Raw genomic sequence first — 12,990 nt, 5'->3', positions numbered from 1 at the left:
TGTCTGTTGACCAGGATCGCGTCGGTACATGCTGCAGATTCCCCCCGAAAACGTCTGGATCGCGCTCGCGGTCACCCTCGCCGCCGGTCTGGCCACCGCCATCGGCAGCCTGCTGGTGCTGTTCTCGCGCCGGCCCAATCCGCGCCTGCTGGCCTTCGGCCTGGCCTTCGCCGGCGGCGCCATGGTCTACGTGTCGCTGTCAGAGATCCTCAACAAGTCCATTGCGTCCTTCGCGCTGGCCTATGGCGAGCGCACCGGCTTCACCTACGGCACCCTGGCGTTCCTGCTGGGCGTGATCGTGATCGTGCTGATCGACCACTTCATTCCCAACCCGCATGACAGCCTGGACAAGCAGGACCCGGCGTTCCGCGAGAACAGCCGCGAGTACCTGAAGCGCGTCGCCCTGCTGACCTCGATCGCCATCACCGCACACAACTTCCCGGAAGGGCTGGCAACGTTCTTCGCGACTCTGGAAAGCCCGTCGGTGGGCATGCCGCTGGCCTTCGCCATCGCCATCCACAACATTCCCGAGGGCATCGCGATTGCGGTGCCGGTGTACTTCGCCACCCAGAACAAGTTCTATGCGTTCAGCGCCAGCCTGCTGTCGGGCCTGGCCGAGCCGGTGGGCGCGGCGCTGGGCTACTGGCTGCTGTCCGGATCGCTGTCGCACGCCACCTTCGGCTGGGTGTTCGGGTTGATTGCCGGCGTGATGGTGTTCCTGGCGCTGGACGAGCTGCTACCGGCGGCCAAGCGCTATGCCAAGGGCCACGAAACCGTGTACGGGCTGGTGGCAGGCATGGGCACGCTGGCGATCAGCCTGGTGCTGTTCAAGTGGTGAGCAATTCCAGGCCCGCCCCGTAGAGTCGAGCTTGCTCGACTGACATTCCTCGACCGAACAGCAGTCGAGCAAGCTCGACTCTACAAGGGGATACGGCGCGCTGCCTGTCCCGCCTACTTCAGTCGATCCAGCGCCTCGACCAGCTCGTCGGCCAGCGGCGCGTTCAGCACGTACGGGCTCTTGCCGTCGTCCAGTGCGAACTCCAGTGACGCCGCGTGCAGGAACAGGCGCTTCAGCCCGATCTGCTCACGAAGCCGCTTGTTGACGACCGGATCGCCGTACTTGTCGTCACCGGCCACCGGATGCCCCAGATGCTGGGCATGCACGCGGATCTGGTGGGTCCGGCCGGTCTCGATGCGGACCTCGCAGTACGAATGCCCGCCGCGACGCTCCAGCACGCGGAAGTGGCTGATCGATTCCTTGCCGATCGCGTTGACCTGCACATGGCGCTCGCCGCCCTGACGCAGGCCGACATGCAGCGGCGCATCGACCGTCATCACACCGTCGGGCATGCGCCCGGTCAGCAGGGTCAGGTAGCGCTTGCGGATGCCGGCGCCGTGGTCTTCACGCAGCAGCGCCTGCAGCTCGCTCAGCGCCGAGCGCTTCTTGGCCACGATCAGCAGGCCCGATGTGTCGCGATCCAACCGGTGAACCAGCTCCAAGGTCTGCCCCGGGCGCAGCGCACGCAGGGTCTCGATGGCGCCGAAACTGATGCCGCTGCCGCCGTGGCTGGCCACGCCCGTGGGCTTGTTCAGGGCCAGCAGGCGGGCGTCCTCGAAGACGATGGCCTGCTCCAGCCGACGCATGAACGCCTCCGGCGGACCGGCCTTGTCTCCCTCTTCGGTGAGACGAACCGGCGGCACACGCACCTCGTCTCCGGCCTCCAGCTTGCGTTCGGCCTTTGCCCGGCCGCCGTTCACCCGCACCTGGCCGCTGCGCACCAGCTTGTAGACCAGGCTTCGCGGGGCGCCTTTCAGCTGGCCAAGCAGGAAGTTGTCCAGGCGCTGGCCGGCACGGTCGGCGGGAACGGTGATCATGCGCACGGAAGGCTTGTCGCCAGCGGGTTTGGTCGGGTCTTGGGCAGTCATCAGGCTGTTTATTCTGTTACACTCGGGGGGCGAGATAAGGGATTGATTTCGTTGGAAGTTACTCAGGGCCAGAAGCCCAGCTTCCGACGAATCCGGCACAGTGCGCGACCACCGCCCGCGGGGCGGCCATGTTAGCGGCTCACCGGCCTTCCCGGCCATCGCCGGATGCCTGACACGCAACCGTGCTGAACATGTCCCGCGTGGCGCTCCAGCCTGGCTGACAGCTGCCTGCGGCCCTGCAACACCCAAAAACCCATAAGAGTGAAGCGCTCCCGGGGCCTGCCGTGGTGTCGTAGCGCTGGAAACCCAAGCCGCCCTCCCCGCGCTTGCGCGAATGGGCGGCGAGCCGTGTCCAGAGGCGAAACCCCATGGCGTTCCGCGCGGTAGCCGCTTGCGAGGAACGCAACAATGAAGCGAATGCTGATCAACGCCACGCAGGCTGAAGAGCTGCGTGTTGCCATCGTGGATGGCCAGTCGTTGTATGACATCGACATCGAACAGCCGTCGAAGGAACAGAAGAAGTCCAACATCTACAAGGGCCGGATCTTCCGCATCGAGCCCTCGCTGGAAGCGGCCTTCGTCGAATACGGTGGTGGCCGCCATGGCTTCCTGCCGCTGAAGGAAATCTCCCGCGACTACTTCCAGGCCGGTGTCGACCACAACAAGGCCGGCATCCGTGAGCTGCTGCGGGAAGGCCAGGAAATCGTCGTCCAGGTGGACAAGGAAGAGCGCGGCAACAAGGGCGCCGCCCTGACCACGTTCATCTCCCTGGCCGGCCGCTACATGGTGCTGATGCCGAACTCGCCGAGCGCGGGCGGTGTCTCCCGTCGCATCGAAGGCGAAGACCGGGCCGCGCTGAAGGACGCCCTGGACAAGCTGAACATCCCCGACGACATGGGCGTGATCATCCGCACCGCCGGCGTCGGCCGCGATGCCGAAGAGCTGCAGTGGGATCTGGACTACCTGCTCAACGTCTGGCGTGCCATCGCCGAGGCCGCGCTGAGCAAGCCGGCCCCGTTCCTGATCTACCAGGAATCGCGCCTGATCGTGCGCGCCCTGCGTGACTACCTGCGCGCCGACATCGGCGAGATCCTGGTCGACACCGAGGAGATGTACGAGCACGCCCGCGAGTTCATGCAGCAGGTGATGCCGCAGACCCTGCGCAAGCTCAAGCATTACAAGGACGACATCCCGCTGTTCAACCGCTTCCAGATCGAGTCTCAGATCGAAGGCGCCTACGAGCGCAACGTGCGCCTGCCGTCGGGTGGCTCGATCGTGGTCGACCAGACCGAAGCGCTGACCGCGGTCGACGTCAACTCCTCGCGCGCCACCAAGGGCAGCGACATCGAGGACACCGCGTTCCAGACCAACCTGGAAGCGGCCGAGGAAGTGGCCCGCCAGCTGCGCCTGCGCGACCTCGGCGGCCTGGTGGTGATCGACTTCATCGACATGGCCTCCAACAAGCACCAGCGCGAGGTCGAGAACCGCCTGGCCAACGCGCTGAAGTACGACCGTGCCCGCGTGCAGGTCGGCCGCATCTCGCGCTTCGGCCTGCTGGAAATGAGCCGCCAGCGCCTGCGTCCGAGCCTGGGCGAGTCCAGCCAGATCGTCTGCCCGCGTTGCGACGGCCACGGCCGCATGCGCAGCGTCGAATCGCTGTCGCTGTCGATCATCCGCGTTGCCGAAGAGCATGCGATGAAGGAGAACACCGGGCAGGTGCTGGTCCAGGCCCCGGTGGAGATCGCCAATTACCTGCTGAACGAAAAGCGCAGCGCCCTGCGCGAGATCGAGCAGCGCCACGAAGCGCCGATCGTGATCGTCGCCGACGAGCAGCTGCACACCCCGCACTACACCGTGACCCGCCTGCGCGAGAACGAGCTGGGTGAAGAGAGCAACAAGCCCAGCTACCAGCGCGGCACCCCGCGCAAGCTGCCGGTGCACGCCCTGACCAAGGGCCAGCTGAACATCCCGCCGCCGGCGGTGACCCAGGTCAAGCACACCTCTCCGGCCCCGGTGCGCGAGGAAGTGGAACCGGCGGCAGTTGCTCCGGCCCCGGTCGTGGCCGCGCCGGTGGCGCAGGCTCCGAGCGGTGGCGTGATCGGTTGGCTCAAGCGTGTGTTTGGTGGCGAACCGGCCCCGGCCCCGGCCCCGGCTGCTCCGGCGGCCCGCCAGCAGCAGGACGGCGGCCGCAAGGACCGCAACAAGGATCGCAACAAGGACCGCAAGGACCGTCGCGACGACAACCGCGGCAATGGCGGCAACGGCAACGCGCAGCAGCAGAAGGACGGTGGCAACCGCAAGGATCGCGGTGAGCAGCGCAAGGACGGCCGCCAGGGCGGCAACAACAACGGCAACGCCCAGCAGCAGCCGCAGGGCAAGCAGAAGGAGCCGCAGCAGAAGGATGGCCAGCAGCCGCAGCAGCAGAACAAGCCGCGCAACGAGCAGCAGGGCCAGAACCCGCAGCAGCCGAAGCTGAAGCAGCCGAAGCAGCCGCGCCCGCAGCAGGACGGTGACAAGCCGGCCGAGAAGCCGCAGCGCAACGCCGCCGAGGTCTCCGCCGAAACCGTGACTGCGGCTGCAGCCGTGACCGCCACGGCGGTCGCCGCCAACGTAGTGACTGCTCAGGAAGCGACTGCGCCGGTGGCGCCGGTTGCATCGGTGGCCTCCGCTCCGGTGGACGCCGCAGCATCGGTCGAGACCGCTGCCAATGCTGCCAGCGAGGCCGAGGTGGTTGCGGTTGCCGGTGAAGAGGCTGCAGCCGACGCCACTGGCGAGCAGGCGGGCGAAGGTGCGACCCGCCGTCGTCGTGGCCGTCGTGGTGGCCGCCGCCGTCGTCGCGGTGGTGCCGAGAACGCTGCCGGCAGCGACACCCTGGGCGATGACCAGGACGACGCTGACGACGGTGATGACACTGATGTCGCCGAGCCGACCGCCGACAGCACTGCCGGCACCGCGCCGGTCGCTGCTGCGCAGCCGGCTCGTTCGCAGCCGGAGTTCGACTTCGATGACGAAGTCGAGCCCGTCACTGCCGACGCCGCAAAGCCGGTTCGTGCCGCCGCCGCCGTTGCCGCCGCACCGGTTGCCGTGGTGAGCAGCGCGGTGGTCGAAGCCGCCGCCCCCGTCGTGGCCGAGGTGCAGGCGCCGATTGAAGCCGCCACCAAGGCCGAACCGGCACCTTCGCCGGTGCAGACCAGCATGCTCGATGCCATCGACGCTGCGACCCCGGTGCAGCCGGTGGCCGTTACGGCTCCGGTGGCGGAAGCCGCGCCGGCGGTGGTCGAGGCTGCCCCGGCCGTCGAAGCCGCTCCGGTGGTTGAGGCGAAGCCGGCCGTGGTCGAGGCTGCGCCAGTGGTGGAATCGAAGCCGGTGGTGGTTGAAACCGCCCCGGTGGCGGAAGCCCAGCCGGTGGCCTTCGAGGCTGCCCCGGTGGTGGAGGCCGCTCCGGCGATTGAAGCCAAGCCGGTCGTCGAGAACGCGCCGGTCGCCGAACAGCCGGTCGCCCCGGTGGCGGTCGAGGCCGCTCCGGTTGAATCCGCTGCCCCGGTCGCCGAGGCAGTGGTGGCACCGTCGATTGACCCGGTTGCCGATGGTCACACCGACGCTGCGGCCCAGGCTGCCGAAGCCAAGGCCCACGAAGAAGACGAAGAGGCCGCCAAGCGCACGCCGCCGGCGAACTGATCGCTCTTTGATCGCGTGAAAGCAGAACGGCGGGGATCGATGATCCCCGCCGTTTTTGTTTGTGCGATTGGCGCTGGCTTCGCCTTTGTAGAGGCCAACCTGGGTTGGCGCCGTTGATTGAATGCACGCGGACATACCCGTGCCAACCAAGGTTGGCACCCACCAGGACACCATCCGCGCACGGGCACTGCTTTGGTAGGGGCCAACCTTGGTTGGCGCCGTTGTTGGAGCGAACGAGGCCACGTCCGTGCCAACCAAGGTTGGCACCTACCAGGACATCAGCGCGCCGGAGCGAACTGCAACCGGGTCCACACGCCGTAGTGGTCCGAGGCCCAGCGCCCGCTGTCGTCGGGTTGGTCGAACAGCAGCTTCGCCTCGCGCGCGACCATCTCGTCCTGCTGGAAGAAGATGTGGTCGATCCGCGAGGGTGCCTGGTAGTAGTGGCGGTTGAGGGTGCTGACCCCTGCCAGGTCCGTATTGACATGCACGCTGCCGTAGCTGTCGCCGTAGTGGCTGCGCAGTTCACTCAGGTCGCCGGCATCCACCAGTGCATTGAAATCGCCCGCGATCACCACCGGCGCACCGGCCGACGTTGTGGAGATGTAGCGCAGCAGGTCCTCCACCTGGCTGCGACGGATGCCCTGGCCACGCTCGTCGTTGCGCTCGTTGAGATGCGTGGCGTAGACATTCACTGGCGTTCCATCGACGTCGATGCGCAGATGGGCGACGGTACGGTAATCGTCCAGCGGCTGCAGCAGATGATCGCCGTGGGCCAGGATCGGACGCCGGGTCAGCAACGCGTTGCCGTATCGCTTCGGGGCCCCGACCGGATCGGTGGACACGAACACATACCGGTAGCCGAGCTGGCTGGCCAGCCACTGCGCCTGGTTGCGGACATTGCGCCGTTGGATCACCTCCTGCAGCGCAACCGCATCCGGCTGCAGACGCTTGAGCTCGGCCAGGATGGTGCGGCGACGACTCGGCCAGTCTTCGCGGTCATGGTGCAGATTGAAGGTGACCATGCTCATGCCAGGCACATTGGCCACGTCAGCCGACGCGGCAGTGGCCGCGGGCTCGACCGCCATCGCCACGCCCGGCAGTGCCAGTGCCATTGCCAGCCCCAGGGCGCGCACCGACGTGCGCACCCTCGCCCCCTGCTGCTTCATCGTTACTGTCCCTTGCGTTCGGCGCGGCGCACCGCGCTCGGCACGTCGATCTCGACCCGTGCCGGCAGCTGGTGCACGTGCAGTTCCCTGTTGATCCACTCGACCGCTTCACCGTTGACGGTGGCATCGCCCGGATCACCGGCATATGGCCACGGCAGCACCACGCCGCCCACCGGCGGTACCAGGCCCGGCTGCACCTCCAGCGTCAGCTGCTTGTCGCCGCGCTGCAGGCGGTAGTTGAGCTGGCCCTGCGGCGTTCGCAAGCCCTGCACGGCGATGCCTTCGCCCTGCAGCCACGCGGCCGGAACGCCCGCGGCCAGCACCAGGGCGTCATCCATGTCGCGGTGGTAGGCGAACATGTCCAGCGCCGAGCGCACGAAGTCGGAGGCAACCCAGGCATGCGGCAGGTCACCCACGAAGAACGGCTTGCGCGGCGTGCGTGACACCACTTCGGCCCACTGGTTCCAGGCCTGCGGCGCTCGGTCCTTGAAGAAGAACTCGGTGGCCTGCCAGGCGCGGTCACGCCAGCCCAGGCGCACGAATGCGGCAACGTTGCGCCACTCGTACGGGGTGTAGTCCTTCCACTCCCGCTTGCCGTCGCGGCGGGCCACGAACTCTTTCCAGTAGCGTTCGAAGGTCGCTTCCAGCGCCTGCTGCGGCAGGCGGCCCTGCTCACCGCCGGGGGCCAGCGCGATGGTGGTCGAGGTTGCATCGAAATCGCCCAGCTCGGCCGAACCCGGCAGGTAATCGATGGTGTGCTGCTGCATCGCAGACAGCAGCGAGGCCTGCAGGTCATCGCGGAACTGGTCGCGCGATTCGGCGATCTGCATCGCCTCGACCTTGCCCAGCTGGGTCGCCAGAAGTGCAGCGTCCTTGTAACCGCGCAGTGCCCAGAAGTTGTCCCAGTACGAATGCATCGGCTTGGCCGAATAGCCTTCGTGGCTGATGGACGCCGGCATCATGCCGTAGAAGGCCGGGTTGCGCGCCCGGTTTTCCTCGGTGCGCTCACTGGCGCGTAGTTGTTCCATGTAGGTATAGGCGCCCTGCACGTGCGGCCACATCAGTTCGACGAACGTGCTGTCGCCGGTGTAGCGCCCATATTCGGCAATGCTGTAGATCAGCTCGCCGTGGCTGTCGTTCTCCGGCACCGGGTCGCTGCCGCGCGCATCGACGCAGCACGGCACCTTGCCGTTCTCGAACTGGTAGGGCGCATACCAGTTGATGTAGTCACGCACGGCGTCGCTGCGACCCATGCGCAGCAGGCCTTCGGAAATCATCGCGCCATCGCGGATCCAGCTGCGCGCGTAGGAACGCGTACCCGGCTGCAGGCGCGGCCCGACGCGCGAGATCAGCATGTGCGCCACCGCGGTACGCAGGGTATCGACCAGCGCCTGGCCGGCCGCCGGCACCTGCAGCGAAACCACGCCCAGCTTCTGTCGCCACTGCTCGGCCACCTGTGCCTGCGCCTTGGCCACGTCCAGCGCCTTGGGCGCCCAGCCACCGGTCTGCGGCAGTACCACCGCCACTTCGCGGCTCTGGCCGGGCTCCAGCTTGATCGTATACATCAGCGCGCCCGACGCCATGCCGGTGCTGTCCTTCACCGCCGTGGTGGCCGGGTACTTGCCGCTGGCCAGATGCATCGCATCGAGCTTGCCGTCGAACGTGCTGGCAAAGCGCGCGTCCGGCACCTGTAGCGGGTAGATGCGCGGCTCACCGTTGACCCTCACCAGCTGCTCGCCGACGTCCAGCGCATCGATGCGGCTGAAGCCGCCAACGGTGTTGAGGAACTGGGTTGGCGGGTTGACCTGCCACGGGCGGATCGCCAACGCCAGGGTGTACTCGTGTGCGACCTTGTCCGGATTGCTCAGCCGGTAGCGGCCGATCAACTGCGCGCGCTCCGGCGTGCCCTGCACGAAGCTGGTCACCGCCAGGCCGACCTTCTCGTGTACCCAGTCGACGTTGGCGATCGGCAGATAGTGGTCCTGCAGCGACTGGGTGATGGCCACTTTCGACCAGTCCAGCAGCTTGCCATCCAGGCGGATGAACGGTTCGATGCTGAAGCTGCCCTTGGCCGGCTCCAGTGCGCCGTCTTCACTGATCAGTGCCTGCTCCTGGCCACCGTCGAGACCCAGCAGGGTCCAGTACGGCTGTTCACCGACGTAGGCGCGCGGCAACGCGCCGCGCGGCAGGTCGGCGGCCACCGACGACAGGAACGCATTCGGAGTGGCAGCGAAGGCCAGCGGCTTGAGCGCGATGTCACGGATGCCATAGCGCCAGTTCGGGCCATCCTGCAGATCGAAGCGCACGTAGCGCGCGTCGGTATCCGGCAACGCCAGCCAATCGCGGCCACCGGCACCACTGGTCACTTCGCGTACGGTGCGCCAGTCGCGGCCATCCTCCGAGGTACGCACGGTATAGCGGCGCGCCTCCAGATCCGGCAGCCAGTCGATCACCGCACCGCCGATTTCGCGGCTCTTGTGCAGGTCCAGGCTGATGGTCTGCTGCTTGACACCCCCGCTGATCCAGAACGTATCGCTCTTGCCGTCGATCATGCGGTCCTGCAGCGCGGTGGCGGTATCGGCGATCACCGATGGCACCAGCGCCGAATCATCCTGCGGCGGCAGGCCCTGCAGGGTCAGCTTGTCGAAGCACACCGTGCCACGCCCGCCCACCTTGCTGTAGATCGTGAACTCGACCGCGGCGCTGCGTGCCATCTCCTTTTCGGGCGAGGGCCCCCACGCCTTGTCGATCTGGCGGCGGCGGTACTCGACCGGCGTCCACGCCTTGGGGAAGCTGTAGCCGGGACGGTTGACCCACCACACGTTATCACCGCTGGCGTCGATCAGCTTGAACTGCAGGTCGTTGGCCGGCGAATCACCGCGCAGCTGGAAGCCGAAGCGATAATTGGCCGGGTACTCGATGTTGAGCGCGCGACGGATGCCGACGTAGCCGGAGACCTTATGGAAGTCGTAGTCCAGGCACAGCGCGCGACCACCGCCAGCACCACTGACCGGGCGCAGCGAACCGCTGACCTGGTCGGACAGCACCAGCTTCCAGGCACCGATATCGTCGAAGTCGTCCAGCACTTTCGGTGCCGGCAGCGCCGGCGGCGCGGCGATCGCCAGGGAGGTCCACAACAGGCCCAGTCCAACGGCGATCGCTCGCTTCATCCTTTGACGCTCCCCAGCAACAGACCTTGGATGTAGTACCGCTGCAGCACCAGGAACAGCGCCAGCACCGGGACCACGGTGACCACCGCGCCGGCCATCATCATTTCCACGTCCATGATGTGTTCGCGCGAGAGGGTGGCCAGTGCCACCGGCAAAGTGTAGTGCTCCTGGTCGGTCAACACGATCAACGGCCACATGAAATCGTTCCATGCGCCCATGAAGGTGAAGATCGCCAGGGTCACCAGCACCGGCTTGAGCATCGGCAGCACGATCTGGAAGAAGATGCGCAGCTCCCCTGCCCCGTCGATGCGCGCCGCCTCCAGCAGCTCATCCGGGATCGAACGCGCGTACTGCCGCACCAGGAAAATGCCGAACACGCTGGCCAGCGCCGGCACGATCACGCCGCCGAAACTGTTGACCAGGCCCAGCTGCTTCATCAGCAGGAACAGCGGCAGCATCGCCACCTGCGCCGGGATCACCAGCGCGGCCATCAGCACCTGGAACAGGCGCTCGCGGCCGACGAAGTTCAGCTTGGCGAACGCATAGCCGGCCATGGTGTTGAGCAGCAGCGAACCAATCGTGATGCCCAGCGACACCAGCAGGCTGTTGGCGAAGTTGCCGCCCATGCCGGTGCGCGCGAACAGCTCATGGTAGTTGTGCGTGGTGATGCTCGAAGGAAGCAGCGGCGGCGGGAAATGGCTGGCCTCGCCCTGCGGCATGAACGAGACCGACAGCATCCACAGCAGCGGCGCCAGGCTGACCAGGGCCAGCACCAGCAACGCACCATTGATCATCCACGGGTACCAGCGCGACTGGCCGATTTCACGACTCATACCAACTGCCTCTTGCGGCCGAAACGCAGCATCACGGTGGTCACCGCCAGGATGATCAGGAACAGCAGGAACGCCACCGCGGAGGCGCGTCCCAGGTTCCACCACTTGAAGCCTTCCTCGAACATGAAATACAGCACGCTGACGGTGCTCTGCAGTGGGTCGCCACGGGTCATCACATACGGCTCGGCGAACAGCTGGAAGTAGCCGGACACGGTAATGACCCCGACCACCAGCAGCACCGGGCCGAGCATCGGCAGGGTGATGTGCAGGAACTGCTTCCAGCGCGATGCGCCGTCGATGCGCGCAGCCTCGTACAGGTCATGCGGGATGGCCTGCAGGCCGGCCAGGAAGATCACCATGTTGTAGCCGAAGTTCTTCCACACCGCGAACAGCATGATGGTCGGCATCGCCCAGTTGGGATCGCCCAGCCAGTCGATCGGGCTGATGCCCAGATGGCCCAGGCCGTAGTTCACCAGCCCATAGCTGGTATGGAACAGGTAGCGCCAGATCACCGCCACCGCCACCAGCGTGGTCACCACCGGCGCGAACAGCGCGGTGCGGAACAGCGCCTTGAAGCGCGCGGCCGGTGCATTGAGCAGCATCGCCGCGCCCAGCGACACGCCGATCGACAACGGCACGCCGATCAGCACGAAGTAGGTGGTGTTCCACAACGACTTCCAGAACATCGGTGTCTGCAGCAGATCGATGTAGTTGCCCAGGCCGACGAAGCGCAGGTTGCTGCTGTCTGCCAGCGCATACAGGTCGAAGTCGGTCACGCTCAGCGCCAGCGCCGAGGCCACCGGCAGGCCGAAGAACACGCCCAGCACGATCAGCGAAGGGCCGGCGAAGATCCAGCCAGCAAGTGAAGTACGTTTCATTGCGCGCTCCCGGCGGCCACGGCACTGCTCGATTGCGGCGACGGCGCGCGCTGCTGCAGGCGTTGTTGTTCATGCATCCAGCGGCGCTTGGCCAGCACCTTGTCCACGCGCTGGTCCAGCTCTTCCACCGCCTTGTCCTGCGGCAGGCCACCACGCACCACCTTTTCGGTGACGATGCGCATTTCCTGCACGATGCGCTCCCATTCGAGCACCTTCGGCGTCGGTTTGACCCGCTCCAGCTGGTCACGGAACGCAACCGCCAGCGGATCATTGGCCAGCGATGGCGCATTCCAGGTACTGCGGCGCGGCGGCAGGTCGCCGATGATCGAATGGAAACGCGCCTGGATTTCCGGCCGCGACAGGAACTCGATCAGCTTCCACGAGGCCTCCTTCTGCTGCGACCTGCGGAAGATCACCAGGCTGGTGCCACCGGCGATGCCGGCCCCCGGGCCATCCGGACCCGGCAATGGCGCGGTACCCCACTGCCCTTCCAGCTCCTTCGGCTGCAGCTTCTTGAACTCGCGGATGTTCCAGGGCCCGGAGATGTAGAACACGTTGAAGCCCCGGAAGAACTCGTCCCAGACGTTGGAAATCTGCGTCTCGGACATCTTCGGCGCCCAGCCCTGCTCGAACATGTTGGCGTAGAAGGCCAGTGTGCGGCGGAACCCCGGGCTGGCGAAATTGCCTCGGGTGTCATCGTCGCGCAGCAGCGGATCGGGCTGCTGCAGCGCCAGCGACAGCTGCTGCTCGAACTCGTTGATCGGCATCAGTACCGCGTAGCGGTTCGGCCCCTGCATCTTCTTGATCGCGGCCATCTGCTCGTCCCACTCCTGCCAGGTGCGCGGCGGATGGTCGTAGCCGGCCTTGGCCAGCAGGTCCTTGCGGTAGTAGATCAGGCGGGTATCGACATACCACGGCACGCCGACCAGCTCGCCATGGATCACGTTGGTATCCCAGATGCCCTGGAAATAGTCCTTCGGGTCCACCACGGACGAACGCTGCACGAACGGCTGCAGTGGCGTCAGTGCGTCGAGTTCGGCGAACTCGGGCACCCAGGTGTTGCCGAGCTGGCACACGTCGGGCAGGCCGTCGGCGGCGAACGCCGTCAGCAGCTTCTCGTGCGCGGCCGTCCAGGGAATGTTCTGCACATCCACCTTGATGCCGGGGTTCTCGGCCTCGAACTCGTGGATCAGCTCGCTGACCACCTCGGCTTCGCGGCCCATCGCCCAGAAGCGCACGGTGGTGGTGCCCGGCTCGGTGCGGGCGCAGCCGGCCACGGCCAAGGCGGCCAAGGCAGGCAGCGCCCAGCGGCGCAGGCGGTCGATCCAGTTCGGCATCG

8 protein-coding genes are annotated in these 12,990 nt (G+C 66.6%); 2 read left to right on the top strand and 6 right to left on the bottom strand.

What is annotated here, in order from left to right; all coding sequences use genetic code 11:
- The first annotated feature begins 28 nt into the window (after positions 1 to 28).
- Positions 29 to 838 carry a zinc transporter ZupT gene (gene zupT, locus SSKA14_RS09975; RefSeq protein WP_006456115.1) on the top strand — a complete coding sequence of 270 codons (810 nt, stop codon included), beginning with the start codon at positions 29 to 31 and terminating at the stop codon, positions 836 to 838.
- A 113-nt stretch (positions 839 to 951) separates the two neighbouring features.
- Here the strand turns inward: zupT and SSKA14_RS09970 are convergent, their stop codons facing one another.
- Positions 952 to 1,926: an RluA family pseudouridine synthase gene (locus SSKA14_RS09970; protein ID WP_040007401.1), complete on the bottom strand. Its 975-nt coding sequence runs from the start codon at positions 1,924 to 1,926 to the stop codon at positions 952 to 954.
- 408 nt (positions 1,927 to 2,334) lie between these two features.
- Between SSKA14_RS09970 and SSKA14_RS09965 the strand changes: the two genes are divergently transcribed.
- Positions 2,335 to 5,604: an Rne/Rng family ribonuclease gene (locus SSKA14_RS09965; RefSeq protein ID WP_040007400.1), complete on the top strand. Its 3,270-nt coding sequence runs from the start codon at positions 2,335 to 2,337 to the stop codon at positions 5,602 to 5,604.
- A gap of 278 nt (positions 5,605 to 5,882) precedes the next feature.
- Here the strand turns inward: SSKA14_RS09965 and SSKA14_RS09960 are convergent, their stop codons facing one another.
- From SSKA14_RS09960 to SSKA14_RS09940, 5 genes are read right to left on the bottom strand one after another with little or no spacing between them, the layout of a single operon-like run.
- Complete coding sequence (locus SSKA14_RS09960) at positions 5,883 to 6,770, bottom strand: endonuclease/exonuclease/phosphatase family protein (RefSeq protein ID WP_008267707.1); 888 nt, start codon at positions 6,768 to 6,770, stop codon at positions 5,883 to 5,885.
- Positions 6,771 to 6,772: 2 nt separating this feature from the next.
- Positions 6,773 to 9,940: a discoidin domain-containing protein gene (locus tag SSKA14_RS09955; RefSeq protein WP_008264662.1), complete on the bottom strand. Its 3,168-nt coding sequence runs from the start codon at positions 9,938 to 9,940 to the stop codon at positions 6,773 to 6,775.
- Positions 9,937 to 10,773: a carbohydrate ABC transporter permease gene (locus SSKA14_RS09950; RefSeq protein ID WP_008264935.1), complete on the bottom strand. Its 837-nt coding sequence runs from the start codon at positions 10,771 to 10,773 to the stop codon at positions 9,937 to 9,939. The genes SSKA14_RS09955 and SSKA14_RS09950 overlap by 4 nt, the downstream gene beginning before the upstream one ends.
- Positions 10,770 to 11,651 (bottom strand): sugar ABC transporter permease, encoded by an 882-nt coding sequence (locus tag SSKA14_RS09945; RefSeq protein WP_005410323.1) that lies wholly within the window; start codon positions 11,649 to 11,651, stop codon positions 10,770 to 10,772. The genes SSKA14_RS09950 and SSKA14_RS09945 overlap by 4 nt, the downstream gene beginning before the upstream one ends.
- Positions 11,648 to 12,988 carry a sugar ABC transporter substrate-binding protein gene (locus SSKA14_RS09940; RefSeq protein WP_008267975.1) on the bottom strand — a complete coding sequence of 447 codons (1,341 nt, stop codon included), beginning with the start codon at positions 12,986 to 12,988 and terminating at the stop codon, positions 11,648 to 11,650. The genes SSKA14_RS09945 and SSKA14_RS09940 overlap by 4 nt, the downstream gene beginning before the upstream one ends.
- Positions 12,989 to 12,990: the final 2 nt, after the last annotated feature.

It is taken from the genome of Stenotrophomonas sp. SKA14, assembly GCF_000158575.1.
Taxonomy (GTDB): domain Bacteria; phylum Pseudomonadota; class Gammaproteobacteria; order Xanthomonadales; family Xanthomonadaceae; genus Stenotrophomonas; species Stenotrophomonas forensis.
Note: the sequence above shows the minus strand (reverse complement) of the source record. Positions and strands in the feature narration are given on the sequence as shown.

Excerpts from the sequence above, each read along its gene's own strand:
- zupT (WP_006456115.1), top strand. The coding sequence starts at position 29 with ATGCTGCAGATTCCCCCCGAAAACGTCTGGATCGCGCTCGCGGTCACC.
- SSKA14_RS09960 (WP_008267707.1), bottom strand. The coding sequence starts at position 6,770 with ATGAAGCAGCAGGGGGCGAGGGTGCGCACGTCGGTGCGCGCCCTGGGG.
- SSKA14_RS09955 (WP_008264662.1), bottom strand. The coding sequence starts at position 9,940 with ATGAAGCGAGCGATCGCCGTTGGACTGGGCCTGTTGTGGACCTCCCTG.
- SSKA14_RS09950 (WP_008264935.1), bottom strand. The coding sequence starts at position 10,773 with ATGAGTCGTGAAATCGGCCAGTCGCGCTGGTACCCGTGGATGATCAAT.
- SSKA14_RS09940 (WP_008267975.1), bottom strand. The coding sequence starts at position 12,988 with ATGCCGAACTGGATCGACCGCCTGCGCCGCTGGGCGCTGCCTGCCTTG.
- SSKA14_RS09970 (WP_040007401.1), bottom strand. The coding sequence starts at position 1,926 with ATGACTGCCCAAGACCCGACCAAACCCGCTGGCGACAAGCCTTCCGTG.
- SSKA14_RS09945 (WP_005410323.1), bottom strand. The coding sequence starts at position 11,651 with ATGAAACGTACTTCACTTGCTGGCTGGATCTTCGCCGGCCCTTCGCTG.
- SSKA14_RS09965 (WP_040007400.1), top strand. The coding sequence starts at position 2,335 with ATGAAGCGAATGCTGATCAACGCCACGCAGGCTGAAGAGCTGCGTGTT.